At 58.2% G+C, this 20,484-nt stretch carries 22 protein-coding genes and 5 tRNA genes; 18 read left to right on the top strand and 9 right to left on the bottom strand.

All coding sequences use genetic code 11. The features are described 5' to 3' along the window. The first annotated feature begins 48 nt into the window (after window positions 1-48). The 6 genes from E4T63_RS20785 to E4T63_RS20760 all read left to right on the top strand — a co-directional run bounded on the left by E4T63_RS20785 (window position 49) and on the right by E4T63_RS20760 (window position 2,300). A complete protein-coding gene (locus tag E4T63_RS20785) occupies window positions 49-1,290 on the top strand; it encodes an aspartate kinase (protein WP_025112914.1) in 1,242 nt (413 codons plus the stop codon). Between the two features lie 187 nt (window positions 1,291-1,477). Beyond that, window positions 1,478-1,666: a carbon storage regulator CsrA gene (gene csrA, locus E4T63_RS20780; protein ID WP_002554426.1), complete on the top strand. Its 189-nt coding sequence runs from the start codon at window positions 1,478-1,480 to the stop codon at window positions 1,664-1,666. Between the two features lie 62 nt (window positions 1,667-1,728). Beyond that, window positions 1,729-1,819, top strand: a tRNA-Ser gene (locus E4T63_RS20775). Between the two features lie 107 nt (window positions 1,820-1,926). Next, window positions 1,927-2,003: transfer RNA gene (locus tag E4T63_RS20770), tRNA-Arg, on the top strand. Between the two features lie 71 nt (window positions 2,004-2,074). Next, a tRNA-Arg gene (locus tag E4T63_RS20765) sits at window positions 2,075-2,151 on the top strand. A gap of 72 nt (window positions 2,152-2,223) precedes the next feature. Further along, window positions 2,224-2,300, top strand: a tRNA-Arg gene (locus tag E4T63_RS20760). An 18-nt stretch (window positions 2,301-2,318) separates the two neighbouring features. On the opposite strand, the gene E4T63_RS20755 is transcribed toward E4T63_RS20760, so the two are convergent. After that, window positions 2,319-2,837: a cell envelope protein SmpA gene (locus tag E4T63_RS20755; protein ID WP_135296365.1), complete on the bottom strand. Its 519-nt coding sequence runs from the start codon at window positions 2,835-2,837 to the stop codon at window positions 2,319-2,321. 321 nt (window positions 2,838-3,158) lie between these two features. Between E4T63_RS20755 and mgtE the strand changes: the two genes are divergently transcribed. Next, window positions 3,159-4,601: a magnesium transporter gene (gene mgtE / locus E4T63_RS20750; RefSeq protein WP_027612263.1), complete on the top strand. Its 1,443-nt coding sequence runs from the start codon at window positions 3,159-3,161 to the stop codon at window positions 4,599-4,601. Window positions 4,602-4,833: 232 nt separating this feature from the next. On the opposite strand, the gene E4T63_RS20745 is transcribed toward mgtE, so the two are convergent. Next, entirely contained in the window at window positions 4,834-5,160 is a 327-nt protein-coding gene (locus tag E4T63_RS20745) for an Arc family DNA-binding protein (RefSeq protein WP_003178899.1), read from the bottom strand. A 388-nt stretch (window positions 5,161-5,548) separates the two neighbouring features. On the opposite strand from E4T63_RS20745, the gene phnN reads away from it, so the two are divergent. Continuing rightward, entirely contained in the window at window positions 5,549-6,118 is a 570-nt protein-coding gene (gene phnN, locus E4T63_RS20740; RefSeq protein WP_098965153.1) for a phosphonate metabolism protein/1,5-bisphosphokinase (PRPP-forming) PhnN, read from the top strand. Here phnN and E4T63_RS20735 read toward each other — a convergent pair. Both E4T63_RS20735 and E4T63_RS20730 read right to left on the bottom strand, forming a co-directional pair. Then, window positions 6,093-6,272, bottom strand: a complete 180-nt coding sequence (locus E4T63_RS20735) for a PA3371 family protein (protein WP_098965152.1) — start codon at window positions 6,270-6,272, stop codon at window positions 6,093-6,095. The two genes, phnN and E4T63_RS20735, sit on opposite strands and share 26 nt — an antisense overlap. Window positions 6,273-6,292: 20 nt before the next feature. Next, window positions 6,293-6,523: a hypothetical protein gene (locus E4T63_RS20730; protein ID WP_098965150.1), complete on the bottom strand. Its 231-nt coding sequence runs from the start codon at window positions 6,521-6,523 to the stop codon at window positions 6,293-6,295. Between the two features lie 294 nt (window positions 6,524-6,817). Between E4T63_RS20730 and E4T63_RS20725 the strand changes: the two genes are divergently transcribed. Beyond that, window positions 6,818-6,894, top strand: a tRNA-Arg gene (locus E4T63_RS20725). Between the two features lie 82 nt (window positions 6,895-6,976). Here the strand turns inward: E4T63_RS20725 and E4T63_RS20720 are convergent. Beyond that, window positions 6,977-8,428, bottom strand: coding sequence for a lysozyme inhibitor LprI family protein (locus tag E4T63_RS20720; protein ID WP_245223396.1), 1,452 nt, complete (start codon window positions 8,426-8,428; stop codon window positions 6,977-6,979). Between the two features lie 132 nt (window positions 8,429-8,560). On the opposite strand from E4T63_RS20720, the gene E4T63_RS20715 reads away from it, so the two are divergent. The 4 genes from E4T63_RS20715 to E4T63_RS20700 all read left to right on the top strand — a co-directional run bounded on the left by E4T63_RS20715 (window position 8,561) and on the right by E4T63_RS20700 (window position 13,742). Then, entirely contained in the window at window positions 8,561-10,165 is a 1,605-nt protein-coding gene (locus E4T63_RS20715) for a tetratricopeptide repeat-containing response regulator (RefSeq protein WP_047295822.1), read from the top strand. After that, complete coding sequence (locus E4T63_RS20710) at window positions 10,162-10,854, top strand: sensor histidine kinase (RefSeq protein WP_097085806.1); 693 nt, start codon at window positions 10,162-10,164, stop codon at window positions 10,852-10,854. The genes E4T63_RS20715 and E4T63_RS20710 overlap by 4 nt, the downstream gene beginning before the upstream one ends. 200 nt (window positions 10,855-11,054) lie before the next feature. Continuing rightward, window positions 11,055-12,296, top strand: coding sequence for a glutamine synthetase family protein (locus E4T63_RS20705; protein WP_209318239.1), 1,242 nt, complete (start codon window positions 11,055-11,057; stop codon window positions 12,294-12,296). 69 nt (window positions 12,297-12,365) lie between these two features. Beyond that, window positions 12,366-13,742, top strand: a complete 1,377-nt coding sequence (locus tag E4T63_RS20700) for an MFS transporter (RefSeq protein ID WP_135296363.1) — start codon at window positions 12,366-12,368, stop codon at window positions 13,740-13,742. Window positions 13,743-13,999: 257 nt separating this feature from the next. Here E4T63_RS20700 and E4T63_RS20695 read toward each other — a convergent pair whose 3' ends face one another. The 4 genes from E4T63_RS20695 to flgA form a co-directional block, all read right to left on the bottom strand. Further along, on the bottom strand, window positions 14,000-14,746 hold the full coding sequence (locus tag E4T63_RS20695) for a flagellar brake protein (protein ID WP_135296362.1): 747 nt from the start codon (window positions 14,744-14,746) through the stop codon (window positions 14,000-14,002). Window positions 14,747-14,838: 92 nt separating this feature from the next. After that, window positions 14,839-15,306, bottom strand: coding sequence for a flagella synthesis protein FlgN (locus E4T63_RS20690; RefSeq protein ID WP_007963060.1), 468 nt, complete (start codon window positions 15,304-15,306; stop codon window positions 14,839-14,841). A 48-nt stretch (window positions 15,307-15,354) separates the two neighbouring features. Next, the gene (gene flgM, locus E4T63_RS20685) at window positions 15,355-15,681 is read right to left on the bottom strand and encodes a flagellar biosynthesis anti-sigma factor FlgM (protein ID WP_007917589.1); all 327 of its coding nucleotides are present in this window, start codon (window positions 15,679-15,681) and stop codon (window positions 15,355-15,357) included. A gap of 160 nt (window positions 15,682-15,841) precedes the next feature. After that, window positions 15,842-16,603: a flagellar basal body P-ring formation chaperone FlgA gene (flgA, locus tag E4T63_RS20680; RefSeq protein WP_027612276.1), complete on the bottom strand. Its 762-nt coding sequence runs from the start codon at window positions 16,601-16,603 to the stop codon at window positions 15,842-15,844. Window positions 16,604-16,685: 82 nt separating this feature from the next. Between flgA and E4T63_RS20675 the strand changes: the two genes are divergently transcribed. From E4T63_RS20675 to flgD, 5 genes are all read left to right on the top strand, one after another. Beyond that, entirely contained in the window at window positions 16,686-17,618 is a 933-nt protein-coding gene (locus E4T63_RS20675; protein ID WP_095137138.1) for a chemotaxis protein CheV, read from the top strand. Window positions 17,619-17,664: 46 nt separating this feature from the next. Beyond that, entirely contained in the window at window positions 17,665-18,492 is an 828-nt protein-coding gene (gene cheR, locus E4T63_RS20670) for a protein-glutamate O-methyltransferase CheR (protein ID WP_007963053.1), read from the top strand. 365 nt (window positions 18,493-18,857) lie between these two features. Further along, complete coding sequence (gene flgB, locus E4T63_RS20665) at window positions 18,858-19,265, top strand: flagellar basal body rod protein FlgB (RefSeq protein ID WP_007917581.1); 408 nt, start codon at window positions 18,858-18,860, stop codon at window positions 19,263-19,265. Window positions 19,266-19,268: 3 nt separating this feature from the next. After that, window positions 19,269-19,712, top strand: a complete 444-nt coding sequence (gene flgC / locus E4T63_RS20660) for a flagellar basal body rod protein FlgC (protein ID WP_003227217.1) — start codon at window positions 19,269-19,271, stop codon at window positions 19,710-19,712. 15 nt (window positions 19,713-19,727) lie between these two features. Further along, window positions 19,728-20,456 (top strand): flagellar hook assembly protein FlgD, encoded by a 729-nt coding sequence (gene flgD, locus E4T63_RS20655; RefSeq protein WP_097085799.1) that lies wholly within the window; start codon window positions 19,728-19,730, stop codon window positions 20,454-20,456. Window positions 20,457-20,484 lie beyond the last annotated feature (28 nt).

Raw genomic sequence — 20,484 nt, 5'->3', positions numbered from 1 at the left:
TGTTCGAGTGATTATTGGGCGCCCTTCATGGGCAGAGGCGGCTTTGAAATGGCTTTGATCGTACAGAAATTTGGAGGCACCTCGGTCGGCACTGTCGAGAGAATCGAGCAGGTCGCCGACAAGGTTAAGAAATTCCGCGATGCCGGCGATGACCTGGTGGTTGTGCTGTCTGCAATGAGCGGCGAAACCAACCGTCTGATCGATCTGGCCAAGCAAATCAGTGGCGACGTGCAACCGGTTCCGCGTGAACTGGACGTGATCGTTTCCACCGGTGAGCAGGTGACGATTGCCCTGTTGGCCATGGCGCTGATCAAGCGCGGTGTGCCGGCGGTGTCGTACACCGGTAATCAGGTGCGGATCCTGACGGACAGTGCGCACAATAAAGCGCGTATCTTGCAGATTGATGACCAGAAGATTCGCGGTGATCTGAAAGCAGGTCGCGTGGTGGTTGTCGCCGGTTTCCAGGGCGTCGACGAGCACGGCAACATTACCACCCTCGGCCGTGGCGGTTCCGACACCACAGGCGTGGCACTGGCGGCTGCCTTGAAGGCTGACGAGTGCCAGATCTACACCGACGTCGATGGTGTCTACACCACTGACCCGCGTGTGGTGCCGGTCGCTCAGCGTCTGGACAAGATCACCTTCGAAGAGATGCTGGAAATGGCCAGCCTCGGTTCCAAGGTGCTGCAGATCCGTGCGGTGGAATTCGCCGGCAAGTACAACGTTCCGCTGCGCGTACTGCACAGCTTCAAGGAGGGTCCGGGCACCCTCATTACTATTGATGAAGAGGAAACCATGGAACAGCCGATCATTTCCGGCATCGCTTTCAACCGCGATGAAGCCAAGCTGACCATCCGTGGCGTGCCAGACACCCCGGGCGTGGCGTTCAAGATTCTCGGCCCGATCAGTGCCGCGAACATCGAAGTCGACATGATCGTGCAGAACGTTGCGCACGATAACACCACCGACTTCACCTTCACCGTGCACCGCAACGACTACCAGGCCGCACAGACCGTGCTGGAAAACACCGCTCGCGAGATCGGTGCCCGGGAAGTGGTGGGCGACACCAAGATTGCCAAGGTCTCGATCGTCGGCGTCGGCATGCGTTCCCACGCAGGCGTGGCCAGCCGCATGTTCGAATCCCTGGCCAAGGAAAGCATCAACATCCAGATGATCTCGACGTCGGAAATCAAGGTTTCCGTGGTGATCGAAGAGAAGTACCTGGAACTGGCCGTGCGCGCCCTGCACACGGCTTTCGAACTGGACGCGCCGGCCCGTCAGGGCGAGTAATCCGTTCACCTGAAGGGCGCGGTCTGACCGCGCCCTTTATTTTTTGAATGGCGCGAGCCCTGAACTGTTCTTTTGCTCGCGCTGGTCAATACTCAGGCATGTAGGGCTACGATCGCTCCGGTTGTAGGTCGGGTGCCTTTTTTTTGCAGACTGTTGTCCCTGAAATGAAATGCGTGAGGAGAAAGGTATGCTGATTCTGACTCGTCGGTGCGCAGAAAGCCTGATTATCGGTGATGGCGAAATCACCGTGACCGTGCTCGGCGTCAAAGGAAATCAAGTGCGCATCGGCGTCAACGCCCCGAAAGAGGTTGCCGTGCACCGTGAGGAAATTTACCTGCGTATAAAGAAAGAGAAGGACGAAGAACCAAGCCATTAATTTTTATCGATTTTTATGTTTGCAAACGGGGAAGAAGGTGGTTAATATACGCCCCGTGTTGCGGAGAGCTGGCCGAGTGGCCGAAGGCGCTCCCCTGCTAAGGGAGTACACCTCAAAAGGGTGTCGGGGGTTCGAATCCCCCGTTCTCCGCCATTATTTGCTTAGTACGTTGTAATCTGGCTTTTTCTGTAAGTTCTTGAATTTATTAGAAAAAGTGGTTGGAATAGAGATTAGACGGGCTATAATGCGGCGCAACAAATGCACTCGTAGCTCAGCTGGATAGAGTACTCGGCTACGAACCGAGCGGTCACAGGTTCGAATCCTGTCGAGTGCACCATTTAAGAGTTGTTTATAGCGATATAAAGAACTCGGCTTCAGCCAGTTGTGGTCTGGTTTAAAAACACAAATGCACTCGTAGCTCAGCTGGATAGAGTACTCGGCTACGAACCGAGCGGTCACAGGTTCGAATCCTGTCGAGTGCACCATTTAAGAGTCGTTTGTAGCAATACAGGCAACTCGGCTTCAACCAGTTGTGATCTGGTCTAAAAACACAAAATGCACTCGTAGCTCAGCTGGATAGAGTACTCGGCTACGAACCGAGCGGTCACAGGTTCGAATCCTGTCGAGTGCACCATATTCAAGAAGCCCGCGTTTAACGCGGGCTTTTTGTTGCCTGCGATTTGGCTTTTCCTTTCACGCATCCCTTCTCGTCAAAATCGACTTGAGCACTTCGGCCTCTTTTCAGGTCATAGCGATAGCTCGTCGTCGACGTTCGAATATTCACCTTGTCCGGTTTGCCGAGCGCGCTCTCGACATCCTGTTGGCTCATGCCGGCAATCACTCGTTGATTGATGATTGCTGCGCGGCGCTGCCTGGCATCGATCAGGTTGCCGCATTTGTCCGCCAAGCGGCCAACGATGCCCGGTTCACGTCCCCTGATTGTCATACCGGATATTTCCTCATGGTTGTGTTCCGGCATGATCGGTACGACGGATCCGGGCGAGTAAGGGTGAACCTGTTGCTCTGAAAGCTGCTCGTCGCTCGCACAGCTCAGGGTCGTGAAGGTGATGCCGCGGTTGGCAGCCTCGCAGCGGTGAAGGGTGGTGGCGGCTCCGGCGAGTGGCAGGCAGAGCAGGCTGGCGACCACAAAAAGGCATGTTCTGGATAGCATTCGACGTCCTCCATGACGGTCTACGCTCAAGGGTAGTCGCTACATTTTTCAACGCCGGTGTGTTTTCTTTTCAAGATGAGTCGTCGCATCTGCACGGGTCAGGACAGCGCTCAACTTTGTCGCGCAAGCACTTGTTTCGACCGCGATTTTTTAACGTTTAAAACCGTCAGGCGGTGTATCATTGCGCCCGTCAGCCCCGCCGGGGCTTATGGAAAACCTCCATGGACTTACCCAGTAGTTACTCAGTAGCCCGTTTCACCAATCATGAATTGACTGATTGATCCTTCCGGCGTGCCCCGCTGCTGGGAGTGGAGTTCGCCTATGTCCGAAATCGAAGTAAAGAAAACCCAGGAAAGCCTGCAGGATCGCCTGGCTCAGGTCGTTGAGCTGCTGCAGCGCCAGAAGGTCGTCGAAGACCTGACTCATCGCCAGGAAGGCGCGCACCACGACCGGGTCGAGAACCTGGTTCACCGGCAGAACCTCGTCGAGCTGCAACGCAAACTCGATGATCTGCACTCCGCCGACGTTGCCTACATCCTTGAAGCCTTGCCGCTGGACGACCGTCTGACGCTCTGGCAACTGGTCAAGGCTGATCGCGACGGCGACATTCTTCTCGAAGTATCCGATTCCGTTCGTGAAACGCTGATCGCCGACATGGACGATCACGAGCTCCTGGCTGCGGCCAAGGACATGGACGCCGACGAACTTGCTGACCTGGCCTCCGAGCTGCCGCGAGACGTCGTCCATGAGCTGATGGAGACGCTCGACCAGCAACAACGCGAGCGCGTGCGTTCGGCCCTGTCCTATGACGAGGAGCAGGTCGGTGCGCTGATGGACTTCGAGATGGTGACCATCCGCGAGGATGTCAGCCTCGAAGTGGTTCTGCGTTACCTGCGTCGGCTCAAAGAGCTGCCGGGCCACACCGACAAACTGTTCGTGGTCGATTACGACGGCGTGCTCAAGGGCGTGCTGCCGATCAAGCGTCTGCTGGTCAACGATCCGGAGAAACAGGTTTCTGAAGTCATGGCCAGCGATCCGGTGAGTTTTCATCCGGACGAGGACGCCTATGACGCGGCTCAGGCGTTCGAGCGTTACGACTTGATCTCGGCCCCGGTGGTCGACAAGAACGGCAAGCTGATCGGCCGTCTGACCATCGACGAAATGGTCGACCTGATTCGTGAAGAGAGTGAAAGCGAAGTGCTCAACATGGCCGGTCTGCGCGAAGAGGAAGACATCTTCGCCTCCGTCTGGAAATCCCTGCGCAACCGTTGGGCGTGGCTGGCGATCAATCTCATCACTGCCTTTGTCGCGTCGCGGGTGATCGGTCTGTTCGAGGGCTCGATCGAGAAGCTGGTGGCGCTGGCGGCGCTGATGCCGATCGTGGCGGGTATCGGCGGTAACTCCGGTAACCAGACGATCACCATGATCGTGCGTGCCATGGCGCTCGACCAGGTCAGCACCGGCAACACCTCGCGTCTGATGCGCAAGGAGCTGGCGGTGGCGTTGATCAACGGTCTGGTCTGGGGTGGGGTGATCGGTGTGGTCGCCTACCTGCTTTACGGCAGTTGGTCGCTGGGAGTGGTGATGACGGCGGCGATGACCCTCAACCTGCTACTAGCGGCGCTGATGGGGGTGTTGATCCCGATGACGCTGGCCAAGATGGGCCGCGACCCGGCGATGGGCGCCAGTGTGATGATCACGGCCATGACCGACAGTGGTGGCTTCTTCATCTTTCTGGGGTTGGCGACGATCTTCCTGCTCTGATTCGCTGCCATACAAAAGCCCGCCGAAATGGCGGGCTTTTTTGTGCCTGTGTAGTTATCTGTAGTGAGGGGATTTATCCCCGATGGGTTGCGCAGCGACCCCGGAAGAGGGCCTGCTGCGCAGTCCGTCGGGGATAAATCCCCTCACCACAAAGTCTGCCTTGGATTGTCGTGATTAAAATCCGGGTAAAAAAAAGCCAGCACTTAAGCTGGCTTGAGATGTTCGGCGCAACTCAGGACGCGTCTGCGGCCATCTCGGCGTCGTGAGCGATCAGCGACACCAGTGCGTTCTGTTGACGGTGCGACAGCTGACGGAAGCGTTGCAGCAGCTCACGCTCATGCAGCGAAAGCTCCGGGCTGTCCAGGCGCATGCTCAACTCTTCGCCCAGTGCGCCTTCCTGAATAAGACTCTGCTCAAGGCGCGCAATGATTTCGGAGTTCATGCTGCGATGATGATTGCGAGCCACCTCGGCAATGCGTTCACGCATCCCGTCTGGCAGACGTACGACGAACTTGTCAGCCGTACGGCTGGAATAAATTGCCTGTTTCAATGGGCGCATATATTTAACCGGTTAGTTCAGGGGAGCGGTTCTCGGGATTGGCCGCAGGATGTGTGGTAGGACAAGCATCCGCGCCAAATGGTTCAACCTGAATTGTTAAGAGGCCCGCATCATGCCTCAAAATTGCCAGATCATTGGCGTCAATTCTGTGACAAATATTGAGCTGGGTAAAGGCGTAATGCCAGCACCAATTATCAGAAATGCGGACTGGTTTGAAAACTTTGCCTTGGTCCGCATCAATGACCGCTTCCGGGTGCACATCTGTTGATGTCCGAAGACGTCAGAACGTGCATGCTATGCGGCTTTCAATCCTTGTTCCTTACCTGTACAGGATAGTGGCAATTTGCCGATTTACTAGGGCAAACACCCGTTGGAGGGCGTTTTCAGGATGGATGGCAGGCTTATTTATCTGATGGGACCCTCCGGTTCAGGCAAGGACAGCCTGATCGAGGCCGCGCGTGAGCCTTTGCGTGAGTTGAAATGCGAAATCATCCGCAGAGTGATTACCCGATCAGCGGAATCGGTGGGTGAGGATGCCATCGGCGTGACGCCCGAAGAGTTCGAGCGACGCCAGCAAGCCGGGGATTTCTCGCTGTCCTGGCAGGCCAATGGGCTGGCTTATGGTATCCCGGCAGAAATCGACGAATGGTTGCGCGCTGGACGATCTGTGCTGGTGAACGGCTCACGCGCCAACCTGCGTCAGGCGCTTGAGCGCTATCCGACGCTGCTGCCGGTGCTGCTGACGGTCAAGGATGAGGTCTTGCGTGAACGCCTGCTCAGACGAGGGCGGGAGACGCCTGAGCAGATCGATGCGAGACTGGCGCGCAATGCGCTGTTCAAGGACAGAAGGGCAACTGACTTGCCCGTGCATCTGATCGACAACTCGGGCGACCTGGCGGACGCCGTCAAGCAACTGCTGGGCTTGATCCGTCTTAACGCAGCACCGGATCAAACTTGATCCTGCGCCCGGCCACCAGGGCCAGCACAAACAACACCGCAAACACGCCGCAGCCAATCAGGGGCAGGGTGAGTGAGGTTTCCTCGAACAGCGAAAAATGCACAACGCCACTCAATAAGGCGAGGATCAGAAATCCTGCGGCTGATCTGGACATGCTGTACTCCTGAAGATATTTCAAAAAACCAGACGTTCGGTGTCGCGCGTCGGCAGTGCTTGCTCAGGCTCATTGACTGGCTGCGCCGCGAAGTCGCTCTGATCGCTCAGCACCGCCAACTGCGGCGCTTTCTGCACCTGCAAATAATGCGGCATACGCTGAGCCACCGGTTCAGCACTCTCTGGAACAAAATGAAAGCCAACCAAAACCGCCAGTGCGATAGCGTTTGCGAGCAGGAGAGTGCTGTTCATGGGGCGGACTCCGTTTGTGCTGTTGTGAGAACAGACAAAGCAGCCGTCGTGCCAACAGTCTAACCGCTGTGAAGTCCTTTAAAAACAAGGATTTGCAAGGGTTTTTCATAGGGAGAGGGTTGCAATCTGCAATGATGGCTTTTTGAGGTAGTGCAAATTGCACGGTAAATGTTCCCGCAGTATTGCAAGGCGCCTGCCTACACTTAAAAAGCCCACGGACGACATGACAAATCAGGGGCTGGCCGTTAACATGCACGCCGTCCGTCGCGCCGCGTCCGGCCGCGATAACTCAGTGTCTCAGTAGCTCAATTGGATAGAGCATCCCCCTCCTAAGGGGAAGGTTGGCAGTTCGAACCTGCCCTGGGACACCATCATTCAGAGCCTCGCCAAGGCTCGCAAAAAAGCCCCGCACAGGATGATCTGGCGGGGCTTTTTCGTTTTCATTGCTGCTGTCTAGTTTGCCGCGCCACCCTCGGCTTTGCCTATTGAGATGCTTACTTGAGTTATGTGGCGGCGCCCGTTGACCGTATAGCTTTGTGCCTGCTCTTCTGATCCCGGCTTTCGCAACGCCAGTTGCGCAAACAGCCCGACTTTTTCATCGTAGCTACCAAACCAATTGATCAGTCTGGCGATAAAGCAGTCGTCGCCGATGATCACCGGGAAATCGGCGACGGGTTCAATCGCGTAATAACTTGCGCCGTAGCTGTAATAGTCATCGTCCCCCGGGCCTGATGAGGGGATTGGGCAGATGGGGGCCGAGTTCTTCGACTCCGTATTTCTTATCTTGGATAAACCTAGAATGAGTGCCTTTTGTACGGTGGGGGTCAGTTCATAGGCTGTCGGATTGTCCTGATTCGCCTGAGTGCGAGGCACGTTCAGTTCATAACCATACTGCACCGTTATCGTGGGGACCTGATGATTGATCCGCAGGGGGTTGAGCAGATAGACCTTATCAACACCGTAAGCGCCATCTCGATAGGCGGCGTAAATTCTGTCATGCACCTTGACCCAGTTGACCGCTTGGTTGGCGCCGCGATCATTGGTGTAGAAAAGGGTGGTCTCGGCGTTGGGTTCGGTAGCAGCTTCGGCACCTCGTCTGGTGAACCTGCTTCCTGTGCCGCGCCAGGTTTCGGTGTACCAGAACAACCCGGTGCCGCCTGAGTAGGTTTCAACGATCAGGTCGCGCAATCCATCGCCATCCAGATCGGTAAGGGTGTAAGTCGTTTGACCCATTTCAGAGGCACCTGTGATGTTGGACGCATTTAATGCCTTCCATTCATCCAGGCTCACTCCTTTCGGGATCGTTTCGGGAAAATGCGTTTGCTCATCATCATCGGGAACACCGGCAAACGAAGTTTTATCAAGGCTTACCGTGAATGCACCTAGAGTCTTTTCCAGAGCAAACTCGGGATCAACCTTGCTCGCCGCCTCGATACGTTGCTGCAGCTCGACCATCGCCTGTCTGTCTATCTCGTCGGGCAAGTACGCCAGCGTATCGATCCATTGCGTTTGCAATGATTCGAGCCGTTCGCGATAGCGCTGATTAAGGCAACTGACATTTTCAACGCATTGATTGCGGGTCTTTAGCCAAAGGCGCTGAGCGCCTTTAAGCTCGGCCGTTTTATCTGGCGCTGACTTCATGAGTTTGCTGTATGCAGCACCCATCTGCGCATCCAGCTCATACAACCCTTTATCCGCACAAACAGCCTTCTCCACGGCACTCGCCGCTTTCGCACAATCCATTCCGCCCGCCATCGCCTGCTGGAAAAACAGCAGCGCACAGGCGGACACGATGCAACGTCCTTTGATGTACACGAGATAAACCCTGTAGTGAAAAGATGACCCGGCGCGCAGGGTAATCGCTGCCCAAGGAATCTTGAACCCCTCCACTTCAGAGAACCCCACTCCTTGCCGATAACTCCTTCGGCGACCTCAGACTCGCGCGAAATCGCTTGATAGCATTTGGCCTCCAGCTATCATCTGCGCGCCTGTGAAAACGCCCCCGGTTCACCTACTTCAATTGCCTGGAAATCTTCGATGCTGTCGTATCACCAAAAGAGTTTTCTGATCGTCGATGATTTCTCGGATTTCCGCAGTTCCGTCCGCTCGATGCTGCGCGAACTGGGGGTCAAGGATGTGGATACCGCCGATACCGGCGAGCAAGCGCTGAAGATGTGTGCGCAGAAGTCCTACGATTTCATTCTGCAGGATTTCCACCTCGGCGACGGCAAGAAGAACGGCCAGCAGGTGCTGGAAGACTTGATGTCGGAAAAGCTCATCAGCCATGAAGCGGTGTTTGTCATGGTCACGGCCGAGACCAGTCAGGCGATGGTGCTCAGCGCCCTGGAGCATGAGCCGGATGCCTACCTGACCAAGCCGTTCAACCGCTCCGGCCTGGCGCAGCGTCTGGAGCGTCTGGAGCAGCGCAAGACGTTGCTCAAACCGATTCTGCAAGCCCTTGATCGCGGTAAACCGGTCGAGGTGCTCAATGCCTGTATTGCGCTGTGCAAGCAGGACATCCGTTATTCGCCGCTGTGCCTGCGTTATCGCGCCGATGCGCTGCGCGATATGAACCAGAACGAAGCGCTTGAACGCCTCTACGACAGCATCATTGCTGATCGGCCGTTGCCGTGGGCGTTTGCCGGGCTGGGCAAGTTGTTGTTCAAGCGTGGGCAAGTGGCGCAGGCCAAGGATGTTTACGAAAAGGCGCTGAAAGTGTTCCCGATGATGCCGGCGCTGTACGACGGCATGGCCGATGTGCTGGTCGCCGAGGGCGATACCAAAGGCGCGCAGCGGGTGCTGGAGGAGGCGATTCGTTTGTCGCCGCTGGCGGTGCGCCGGCAGGCGTTGCTCGGCAAACTGGCGATGGCCAACGAAGACTTCGACACCGCGTCCCGGGCCTATCGTCAGGCGGTGGCGCAGGGCGCGCAGTCGCGGTTCAAGGACCCGGAAAGCAACCTCGGTCTGGCTCATGCCTTGATCAGCAAGGGCAGTGAGCGCGGGCTCGACACGCGCACGCGGCTGGAGATCAACACCACGCTCAGCGCCGTCGCCAAAGAGAACCCGTCTGACCCCGGCCTGCAGATTCGTGCGCGGCTGATGAAGGCCACCAGTCTGCTGCTCAACGATGCCGAGACCGCCGACAAGCTCACCGAGCAAGCACTGATGCGCCTCGACGGCATGGAACAGTTCATGAGCCCTGAAGCGGCGCTGCTGGTCGCCAAGCAATTGCAGATGCTCGGTCAGGCCGAGGCGGGCACTTCGATGCTCAAGAGCTGTGCGGAGATCTACGGTGACGATCCGGCGGTGATGAAAGACATCGCCAAGCTCACCGACGACCCGACTATCCTCAGTTCGAGCAACGCCGCCGCCGACCTCAACCGTCAGGGCGTGCGCGTGTACAAGACCGGCAATCTGGTGGAGGCCCGCGAGGTGTTCCGCAAGGCGCTGAAGATGCAACCGAAGAACATCAGTATCGCGCTGAACATGGCCCAGTCGCTGCTGCACGGCACCGACACCAGTGTGCCGTCGGCGGAGCTGGAAGAATGTCGGGCCTGCCTGAAAATGGTCGGCCTGATGCCCGACACCGACGCGCGTTATGCGCGTTATCAGAAGCTGAAAAGCAAGGCGTTTGGCGAATGAACCAAGACGAGCAGGCGCTGGATTTCTCCACGGTGATCGCCTCCACCGTTCACGACATGAAGAACTCGCTGGCGATGCTGATGCAAGCCCACAGCCAGTGGCTGGCGCGCTTGCCCGAAGCGCAACGCGGTGGGGCGGAGCAGGGTGTGATCGACTTCGAGTTCGCCCACCTCAACGGCATGCTGGTGCAACTGCTTGGACTGTACAAGCTCGGCGTCAACCAGTTGCCGCTGCAACCGGCGTATCACGAGCTGGATGATTTCATCGAGGCGCAACTGGCCGCGCATCAAGAGGTGTTCGCCAGTCGCGGGATCATTGCTACCTACGAAGTTGATCCGCTGAGCCCGCTGGGTTTCTTCGATCGCGAATTGGTTGCGTCGGTATTGGGCAACTGCATCAACAACGCGATTCGTTATGCCCGCGAGTCGCTGCTGATTACCGTCAGCGACGAGGCTGGGCAACTGGTGTTGAGCATCAACGATGACGGCGACGGTTACCCGGCCGAGATGCTCGAGCGGCAGGCTGATTACGTGCAGGGCATCAATCACGGCAGCGGCAGCACCGGCCTGGGCCTGTATTTCGCCAACCGGATTGCTGCGTTGCATCAGCGCAATGGCGTGGTCGGGCACACCGAGATTCGCAATGGCGGACCGTTGGGTGGCGGGGTGTTCAGCCTTTATCTGCCGTGACCCGGGTTTTTGTTTGACGCTGCTTGATATTCCGAACAGCCGGAGCCTATTTTGTACGGGTCGCCGCTTGCGGCTCGCACAATAACAAGGATTGCGTCATGACAACCGATGGCCAGCGTTCACTCGCGCAGCGACTGACCGGCATTGATGAGATTGAATGTGTCACGCCGGATTTGAACGGCGTGCCGCGCGGCAAGGTGATGACCGCCGAGGGTTTTCTCGAAGGGCGGCGTTTGCAGATGGCGCGGGGTGTGCTGCTGCAATGCATCATGGGCGGTTATCCGCCGGCGCGGTTTTACGGCAGCGATGACGGCGACCTCGCGCTGGTGGCCGAGCCAAGCATGATCCATCCCCTGCCATGGAGCGACGAGCCACGTGCCCTGGCCATCTGCGATGCCGACGAACTGAGCGGCGAAAGCTCCAACCTGTCGACCCGTGGCCAACTCAAGAAAGTCATCGCCCGTTACGCCGCACGCGGTCTGGCGCCGGTAGTGGCGACCGAGCTGGAATTCTTCGTCTTCGCACCGAACACCGATCCGACTCAGCCGTTCCGTCCGCCAGTCGGCCTCGACGGGCGTCGCGAGGATGGGCAGTCGGCGTTCAGTGTCAGTTCCAACAATGGCCTGCGGCCATTCTTCAGCGAAGTCTATAAATGCATGGCCGCCCTCGGTCTGCCGCGCGATACCTTCATGCATGAAATGGGCGTCAGCCAGTTCGAGATCAACTTGCTGCACGGTGATCCGCTGTTGCTCGCCGATCAGACCTTCCTGTTCAAACACCTGCTCAAGGAAGTCGCGCTCAAGCATGGTCTGAGCGTAGTGTGCATGGCCAAGCCGCTGGCGCACACGCCGGGCAGTTCGATGCACATTCACCAGAGCCTGGTCGAGATCGCCACCGGCAAGAATGTGTTCAGCGACGAGAGCGGCCAGCCGACCGCAATGTTCCGCCATTTCATCGGCGGGCAGCAGGCGGGCATGGCTGATTTCACAGCGCTGTTTGCGCCGAACGTAAACTCCTATCAGCGTCTGTGTCACCCGTATGCGTCGCCGAACAATGCCTGCTGGTCCCATGACAACCGCGCTGCAGGGCTGCGGATTCCGGCCAGTTCGCCGGTGGCTCGACGCGTGGAAAACCGTTTGCCTGGCGCCGATGCCAACCCGTATCTGGCGATTGCCGCGAGCCTGGCCGCCGGCTTGCATGGGATCGAGCATGCGCTGGAGCCGAGTGCGGCGATTCAGGGCGAATTCGAAGTGCCGGACAATCTTTCGTTGCCGTGTACCTTGCATGCCGCGCTCGAGCGTCTGAAACGTAGCCAATTGGCCAGGGAACTGTTCGGACAGGAGTTCATCGAAGGCTACATCGCTTCGAAGACCATGGAGTTGACCAGCTTCTTTGATGAAATCACTCCCTGGGAACGGCGTGTTCTAGCAGCCCAGGCCTGACTAACTGTCGCCGTCGGGCTATCGTCTTGATAGTCCGATACTCACTGCAAGGAGCCGCTCGGAACGCCGATGCGCCAAATCTGGAAATCCTTTCGAGCGCTGTATTTCGCCTCGCTGATGATGTTGATCGGCTCGGGCCTTCTATCTACTTACCTGGCATTGCGCCTGGCCGCTGACCATGTCGATGGGCTGTGGGTCGGTGCGCTGATGGCGGCCAACTATTTCGGCCTGGTACTGGGCGGCAAGATCGGTCACCGCTTGATTGCCCGGGTCGGCCACATTCGCGCTTATTCGGCGTGTGCCGGGATCGTCGGCGCGGCGGTGCTCGGGCATGGCCTGGTCGACTGGCTGCCGGCGTGGCTGGTGCTGCGGACCATCGTCGGTCTGGGCATGATGTGCCAATACATGGTGATCGAGAGCTGGCTCAACGAGCAGGCCGACGCCAACCAGCGCGGGCTGGTGTTCAGCGGCTACATGATCGCTTCGTATCTGGGGCTGGTGCTCGGTCAGTTGATTCTGGTCATGCATCCGGGCCTCGGCCTGGAGCTGCTGATGCTGGTCGCGCTGTGTTTTGCCCTGTGTCTGGTGCCGGTGGCGCTGACCCGGCGAATTCACCCGGCGCCACTGCATCCGGCACCGATGGAGCCGCGCTTCTTTATCAAGCGCGTGCCGCAGTCGTTGAGCACGGTGCTGGGGGCCGGTCTGATCATCGGCTCGTTCTACGGTCTGGCACCGCTGTATGCCTCGCAGCAGGGGCTGTCGACCGAGCAGGTCGGTCTGTTCATGGGTAGCTGCATTTTTGCCGGGCTGCTGGTGCAGTGGCCGTTGGGCTGGTTGTCCGACCGTTATGACCGGGCGCTGCTGATCCGCTGCTTCGCCGGGTTCCTCGCGGTGGCGGCGTTGCCGTTGGCGATCCTGCCGCAGGTGCCGCTGGAAGTTCTGTTTGTCGTCGGGTTCATGTGTTCGCTGGTGCAGTTCTGCCTGTACCCGCTGGCGGTGGCGTTTTCCAACGACCACGTCGAGGGCGATCGCCGGGTGTCGCTGACGGCGATGCTGCTGGTGACCTACGGTGTCGGTGCGAGCATCGGCCCGCTGCTGGCAGGTGTGCTGATGAAGCTGTTTGGCAGTCAGAGTCTGTACGCGTTTTTCAGTTTCTTCGCGCTGGTGCTGGTGTGGCGCATTCGCCCGAAAGCGGTGACCAATCTGCATCAGGTCGACGACGCGCCGCTGCACCACGTGGCGATGCCTGACAGCATGTCCAGCTCGCCGTTGGTGGCAGCACTCGATCCGCGAGTGGATGAGCAGGTGGTGCAGGAGCAGATGCAGACCACGGTTACGCCAGAACCGGAGCCGGAACCCGAAGTGCAGTCTGAAGCGGCGGTGGAAGCTGATCCGGCTGATGAGGGGGATAAACCGACGCCGGACATCAGTGGTGCCAGACCCTGAATCGGGTGAGGGTAAGGCTGTTCAAAGAATGATGCTTTAACTGTGGTGAGGGGATTTATCCCCGACCGGCTGCGAAGCAGTCGCAAAATCAACGCATGCGAAGTATCTGATACTGCGCATCGGCAGGTTTTGGGGGCGCTACGCGACCCATCGGGGATAAATCCCCTCGCCACAGGGATCTCCAGGCCAGGACGGGACAATGGAAATAGAAAAGGGCAGTCCCGCGAGGGGCTGCCCTTTCTATTTGCCTGTACGAATCACAGATCGTCTTTATCGAACCGGCGTGCTTCACGCTGCAACTGATAGACGAAGCGTTCGACGTTGCGCGCCGCCTGGCCGCTGATGTTGTGGAAACGCAGACCAGCGAAGGTGATGTTGAGCTTTTCTTCGAAGTGCAGATAACGCAGTTCGACCGAGATCGGTTGATTGCCAAACAGCGGGGTGGCGATCATGCGGTCATAGACCTGGCCCAGTTGCAGGCGGTCGGTGATGTCGCCTTCAAAGCGCAGCTTGCAACCGGTGGCGGAAATATCCAGCAGTTTGCCGTTGATCGGCGCTTTGAGCTTTTCGCCGCCGAGTTCGACGCTGACCAGGTCAGTCAGCTTCAGGGCTGCACGAAAGGCGTTGCGGCGCTGGTGGTAAACCACCTCGGTCGGCAGGTCACCGGTGTAGAAGCGATCGCCCTCGGACTCTTCAATGTTCAGCGTACCGGTGCATTCCCAGGCGATGCGCACGCCCTCGTGGAAGCCTTCGACCTTGAACGGTTCGCCCGCCTGCAGAAAGCGCTCGCCATCGCGCGGGATCATCTCGTCCAGGGCAATCGTCGCGGTATCGCGGTCGACCTTGATCAGGTAGCTCTGAAAGCGCTGGCTGCGCTCGTGGAACGTGATGATCAGCGGATCGTGGCTTTCTTGCAGCTGGCGCAGGTTGCTGGAGATTTCCAGGGGCGTGGTCAGCACCTTTGGTGGCTGCGGACTATCATCCGCGCTTAGGGCGTTTGGCACGTTTTCTCAATCTCCAGACAAAATTTGACTACGACTAGCCAGCATTTTGCCAGCATGTTTCGCGGGTTGATAGTGCAGGCACATCGAATGGCTCACGCCTGGCTGAGCGTACGCGGCTTGGTGGGTTTGGCGAAAGTGCCCGAGGCGTCATACAACGCTGGCGGCTCGCCCCCGGTGAGGATTTTCAGCTGATTGGCCGTGGCGGCCTGCTGAATCTGGATCGACTGGCCGTTCTTGACGTTCGCCGCCTGGCACTGGGCAATCAGGTCGGTCAACACGTCGCTCTGGGCCAGCAACTGGTCGCCAATGCTCGAGTGGCTGGCCAGTTGCTCCAGGCCCTGACGGTCGAGCGGCAGGTTGAGGCTGGCGAGGATTTCGCTGCGCTTGCGGCCATGCTGTTCAAGCAAAATGATCAATGCCTGTTTGCGCGCCAGAATGTCTTCGAGCAAAGGCATGTCGCGACCGTGCAAAGCGAGGGACTCGGTTTGCAGCAACTCCAGCAATTGTTGAGCTGGAGCAAAGTCGTCGGTGATCAGTTGCAATAAATTAGTGTCGTGCATGGCTGGCCTTGGGTTTTAAGCGTCCAAAAGCCTGGCGCCGGCAAAAGCCTAGCGCTGGGCTTCGAAGTTGAGCAGTTTGCTGGCTACACGGTTGCTGTCGACTTTATAGCTGCCATCGGCAATCGCTGCTTTCAACTCGGCCACCCGGGCTTTGTCGACGGCAGGCTGATCGCGCAGCTTGTCAGTGACCTTCTGCAACTGTTGAGCCTCATTGCTGAGGTGTACCGATTCCCCGCTTTTTGCGGTACTGGCCGTTTCGGCCTGGGTATTCAGCGGCGCGGAGGTGCCGGATTCGGCGGTTTCCTTGGCGTTGCTGGTACGTGTACTGCCCGTAAGTGACGAGGAGCTGTTCAAACGGCTGAAATCGATGACCATGTTAAAAACCTCTGGGAATTTGGACGCTTGCCATGTTCTCGGCCATTCCCTGGAAAACTTTAGGCTCACTTTGTAATGAGCTGCATGTGCCGAAGCGTGTTCTGCTGCGGCACAGTTTAGGGAAGCATCGAGGCCGGCGCCAGTTTTCTGCCTGAGCGTTTTACATGGCCACTTCCACCTGGCCCGGCGCGATGACTTGCGCCTTGATCACCCGGTTGGAATTGAGGTTTTTCACCCGGATCTGTTCTTTCAAACCGCCATTGGCCAGGGCTTCGCCGGGCATGCGCACAGCGAGCGTACCGCTGCGGGCGATGATGACCACCTGATCACCCTTGCGCACCACTTCAGCCTGTTCCAGATGCACCAGGGTAATCACCTGATCGGCGACCGTTGGTCGGGTCAATTTCTGCCCGATGGCTTCATCCACCGACGTCAGGAAACCCTGATTGATCTGGCTGATGTCGCGTTCACGCAAGGTCACATCCTGCGGCTCGATAATTCCGGCGCGTTTTAGCGGGCGAGTGGTGGTGACAATCTCGCGAAACAGGCGGACTTGAGCGGGCACGAACACCGTCCACGGCGAGCTTCCCTCGCACCGGACCTTGACCGTAACCCGGCCCAGCGGACGTGCCGGACTCTCCAGTGACGCTGTCAATTCCTTGTCGCACATAGGCATGCGCATACGCGGGTCGAGCTGGTTGACCTCGATTTCGTAGCGGCCTTCCGTTTGACTGGTAGCCAGATAGTCTTCTACGGTGAACTCAAGAAAGCCTTGGGTGACGCCGATAAGCATGTCAGGCAAGGTAACCGTATCAGCACCGGCAGGGCTGCCAGCGAAGAAGAAGCAGACGGCAGATACCGCGCACAGCGCTTTGCGGGTGCGGGAGGTCAGGCGTCGGAAAAATGTCGTTTGAGCGTTCATACGAGTTAAAAAGCAAGCGCCGTGCCGTTTAGCAATGAATGTGCGTCGCAACAACACTTGGCGTTGGTGTAGGAGTCTGGGCATGGCTGGTGTAATGGATTCGGTGAACCAGCGCACGCAACTGGTAGGGCAGAATCGCCTGGAGCTGTTGTTGTTCCGTCTTGACGGTCAGCAGCTCTACGGCATCAACGTGTTCAAGGTGCGGGAAGTGCTGCAATGCCCGTCGCTGACGTTGATGCCCAAGTCCAGTCCTGTCGTGTGCGGGGTGGCGAATATCCGGGGGGCGACCATTCCGATCCTTGATCTGGCAATGGCGACCGGTTCCGGGGCGTTGAAAGACAAGAACAGTCCGTTCGTGATCATCACGGAGTACAACACCAAGACCCAGGGTTTCCTGGTTCGCTCGGTGGAGCGCATCGTCAACATGAACTGGGAGGAGATCCATCCGCCGCCCAAGGGCACCGGGCGCGATCACTACCTGACGGCTGTGACTCGGGTCGACAATCAGTTAGTCGAAATCATCGATGTCGAGAAGGTGCTGGCGGAAGTGGCGCCGACGCCCGAGGCGATTTCGGTCGGTGTGGTCGATGTCGAAACCCAGAGCAAGGCGTTGTCGCTGCGGGTGCTGACGGTCGATGACTCGTCGGTGGCGCGCAAGCAGGTCACGCGTTGCCTGCAGACGATCGGCGTCGAAGTGGTGGCGCTGAACGACGGCAAGCAGGCGCTGGATTACCTGCGCAAGCTGGTCGAAGAGGGCAAGAAGCCGGAAGAAGAGTTCCTGATGATGATTTCCGACATCGAGATGCCGGAGATGGACGGGTACACCCTGACGGCGGAGATCCGCAGCGACCCGCGCATGCAAAAGCTTCATATCATCCTGCATACTTCGTTGTCGGGGGTATTCAATCAGGCGATGGTCAAGAAAGTCGGTGCCGATGACTTCCTGGCCAAATTCCGTCCTGATGACCTGGCATCCCGGGTAGTCGACCGGATCAAAGCAGCAGATATCAGCTAGGGACCTTTTGTCCCTGGCGGTCAACACGATTTAAGAGGCGGCATCATTGTCTACGGGTAATTTGGATTTCGAACAATTCCGGGTCTTCCTGGAAAAAGCCTGTGGCATTTTGCTCGGTGAAAACAAGCAGTACCTGGTCTCGAGCCGTCTCAACAAACTGATGGAGCAGCAAGGCATCAAGTCCCTGGGTGAGCTGGTACAGCGCATCCAGACCCAGCCGCGCAGCGGTTTGCGCGAGCAGGTGGTCGATGCCATGACGACCAACGAAACCCTGTGGTTTCGGGACACCTATCCGTTTGAAGTCTTGAAGAACAAGGTGCTGCCCGAGGCGATCAAGGCCAGTCCCAACCAGCGTCTGCGGATCTGGTCGGCGGCGTGCTCGTCGGGTCAGGAACCGTATTCGCTGTCGATGTCGATCGATGAGTTCGAGCGCAGCAACCTCGGTCAGTTGAAGATGGGCGTGCAGATTGTTGCCACGGACTTGTCCGGCAGCATGCTGACCAACTGCAAGACCGGCGAGTACGACAGCCTGGCGATCGGTCGCGGTTTGTCCGCCGATCGTCTGCAGCGCTACTTCGACCCGAAAGGGCCGGGGCGCTGGGTGATCAAGGCGCCGATCAAGAACCGGGTGGAATTCCGTTCGTTCAACCTGCTCGACAGCTACGCGAGTCTGGGCAAGTTCGACATCGTGTTCTGCCGCAACGTGCTGATCTACTTCTCCGCCGAGGTGAAGAAAGACATCCTGTTGCGCATTCACAGCACGCTGAAGCCGGGCGGCTATCTGTTCCTTGGCGCTTCCGAAGCGCTGAACGGTCTGCCGGATCATTACCAGATGGTCCAGTGCAGCCCGGGGATCATTTACCAGGCGAAGTGATTGCATCGGCAACACGAGAAACGGGAGTCCTTGGGGGCTCCCGTTTTTTTGTGCCTGAATTATCTCCCTCACACACCACAAATCCCCTGTGGGAGCGGGCTTGCTCGCGAAGGCGGTGTGTCAGGAAAACAAATACTGACTTAGATGACGCTTTCGCGAGCAAGCCCGCTCCCACAGTTGTCCGGTGTCGGCGAGAGCACGCAAGCGGCAGAAAAGCGGCAGCCAGCGGAAACCGGTTGCCGCTTTTCTGGCATTGCCGCTTTGCCGGCTCCTCGCAAAGCCCCGGTTTATGGGGGGTTGTTCTGTTTGGCACGGCGCTTGCTAAAGCTCAGGTACGAAAAACCGGTCACCCGAAGGTTCCCGACATGAGCATCAGCTTCGATAAAGCGCTCGGCATTCACGAAAAGGCATTGGGCTTCCGCGCCCAGCGTGCCGAAGTGCTGGCCAACAACATCGCCAACGCCGATACCCCGAACTACAAGGCTCGGGATCTGGACTTCTCCAAAGTGCTCGAAGCACAGACCCAGAAGAACGCCAACGGCACCATCGCCCTGAACATGACCAACAGCCGTCACATCGAAGCTGAAGGCCTGGGCAATGGCGACGAATCGCTGATGTATCGCACGCCGATGCAGCCTTCGATCGACCAGAACACCGTGGACGCTCAGCTTGAGCAGTCGAACTACGCGGAAAACGCGGTCGGCTTCCAGGCCAGCTTCACCCTGCTCAACAGCAAATTCAAAGGGCTGGTGTCAGCCCTGCGCGGAGAGTAATCCATGTCCCTGTCCAGCGTTTTCAACATTGCCGGCAGCGGCATGAGCGCACAAACCACGCGTCTGAACACCGTGGCTTCGAACATCGCCAACGCCGAAACCGTTTCGTCGAGCATTGACCAGACCTACCGCGCCCGTCACCCGGTGTTCGCCACCATGTTCCAGGGCGGCCAGAACAGTGGCAGCAACTCGCTGTTCCAGAGCCAGGACGCCGCAGGGCAGGGCGTGCAGGTACTTGGCGTGGTCGAAGACCAGAGCAATCTCGAAGCGCGTTACGAGCCGAACCATCCGGCCGCTGACGCCAAGGGCTACGTCTACTACCCGAACGTCAACGTGGTGGAAGAAATGGCTGACATGATTTCCGCGAGCCGTTCGTTCCAGACCAACGCCGAAATGATGAACACCGCCAAAACCATGATGCAGAAGGTACTGACCCTCGGTCAGTAATAAGGGGCGACGGCCATGAGTGTTTCCGATACCACCAGCAGCCTGAGCATGAATGACATCCTGGCGAACTCCTCGAAGAAAACGAGCAGTTCGACCACCGGTGGCATTGCTTCGGCCACCAACAGCGCCACTGGCGGCAAAGCCCTGGGCAAGGATGCGTTCCTGCAACTGCTGGTCACCCAGCTGAAAAACCAGAACCCGCTTGATCCGCAGGACAACAGCGCTTTCGTAGCGCAGTTGGCGCAGTTCAGCAGCCTTGAGGGCATCACCACCCTCAACAGCACCGTCAGTTCGCTGGCCGGCAACTACAGCTCCTCGCAAGCCCTGCAGGCGTCGTCGCTGGTTGGCCGTAACGTGATCGTGCAGACCAACACCGTGCAATTGGACGACCCAAGCAAAGGCATGACCGGTTCGGTCACCGTGCCGTCGTCGATTGCCGGTGGCACCGTCAGCATTACCGACAGCAGCGGCACGGTGGTTCGCACCATCGATCTGGGCAGTCGCGCCGCAGGCAGCGCGAGCTTCACCTGGGACGGCAAGGACAAGGACGGCAATCTGGTGAAGACCGGTACCTATACCGTCAAAGCCAACGCCTCGATCAATGGCACCGCGACCGATATGGCGACCTACCTGCCAGCCACGGTCAACAGCGTGACCATCAGCCAGACCGGTGGCGAGCTGATGCTCAACCTGTCCGGCAAGGGCACCGTCGCCCTGTCCAAAGTACAAACCATTGGTATATAGAGCCGACTAACCGGCACAAAGGAGTGGA

Origin of the sequence: Pseudomonas fluorescens, assembly GCF_004683905.1 — a bacterium.
Lineage (GTDB): Bacteria > Pseudomonadota > Gammaproteobacteria > Pseudomonadales > Pseudomonadaceae > Aquipseudomonas > Aquipseudomonas putida_A.
This window is presented reverse-complemented; position numbering and strand designations above follow the sequence as displayed.

Bases quoted from the DNA above. Each gene is read 5' to 3' on its own strand.
- E4T63_RS20785 (WP_025112914.1), top strand. From the start codon at position 49: ATGGCTTTGATCGTACAGAAATTTGGAGGCACCTCGGTCGGCACTGTC.
- csrA (WP_002554426.1), top strand. From the start codon at position 1,478: ATGCTGATTCTGACTCGTCGGTGCGCAGAAAGCCTGATTATCGGTGAT.
- E4T63_RS20755 (WP_135296365.1), bottom strand. From the start codon at position 2,837: ATGCTATCCAGAACATGCCTTTTTGTGGTCGCCAGCCTGCTCTGCCTG.
- mgtE (WP_027612263.1), top strand. From the start codon at position 3,159: ATGTCCGAAATCGAAGTAAAGAAAACCCAGGAAAGCCTGCAGGATCGC.
- E4T63_RS20745 (WP_003178899.1), bottom strand. From the start codon at position 5,160: ATGCGCCCATTGAAACAGGCAATTTATTCCAGCCGTACGGCTGACAAG.
- phnN (WP_098965153.1), top strand. From the start codon at position 5,549: ATGGATGGCAGGCTTATTTATCTGATGGGACCCTCCGGTTCAGGCAAG.
- E4T63_RS20735 (WP_098965152.1), bottom strand. From the start codon at position 6,272: ATGTCCAGATCAGCCGCAGGATTTCTGATCCTCGCCTTATTGAGTGGC.
- E4T63_RS20730 (WP_098965150.1), bottom strand. From the start codon at position 6,523: ATGAACAGCACTCTCCTGCTCGCAAACGCTATCGCACTGGCGGTTTTG.
- E4T63_RS20715 (WP_047295822.1), top strand. From the start codon at position 8,561: ATGCTGTCGTATCACCAAAAGAGTTTTCTGATCGTCGATGATTTCTCG.
- E4T63_RS20710 (WP_097085806.1), top strand. From the start codon at position 10,162: ATGAACCAAGACGAGCAGGCGCTGGATTTCTCCACGGTGATCGCCTCC.
- E4T63_RS20705 (WP_209318239.1), top strand. From the start codon at position 11,055: ATGACCGCCGAGGGTTTTCTCGAAGGGCGGCGTTTGCAGATGGCGCGG.
- E4T63_RS20700 (WP_135296363.1), top strand. From the start codon at position 12,366: ATGCGCCAAATCTGGAAATCCTTTCGAGCGCTGTATTTCGCCTCGCTG.
- E4T63_RS20690 (WP_007963060.1), bottom strand. From the start codon at position 15,306: ATGCACGACACTAATTTATTGCAACTGATCACCGACGACTTTGCTCCA.
- flgM (WP_007917589.1), bottom strand. From the start codon at position 15,681: ATGGTCATCGATTTCAGCCGTTTGAACAGCTCCTCGTCACTTACGGGC.
- flgA (WP_027612276.1), bottom strand. From the start codon at position 16,603: ATGAACGCTCAAACGACATTTTTCCGACGCCTGACCTCCCGCACCCGC.
- E4T63_RS20675 (WP_095137138.1), top strand. From the start codon at position 16,686: ATGGCTGGTGTAATGGATTCGGTGAACCAGCGCACGCAACTGGTAGGG.
- flgB (WP_007917581.1), top strand. From the start codon at position 18,858: ATGAGCATCAGCTTCGATAAAGCGCTCGGCATTCACGAAAAGGCATTG.
- flgC (WP_003227217.1), top strand. From the start codon at position 19,269: ATGTCCCTGTCCAGCGTTTTCAACATTGCCGGCAGCGGCATGAGCGCA.
- flgD (WP_097085799.1), top strand. From the start codon at position 19,728: ATGAGTGTTTCCGATACCACCAGCAGCCTGAGCATGAATGACATCCTG.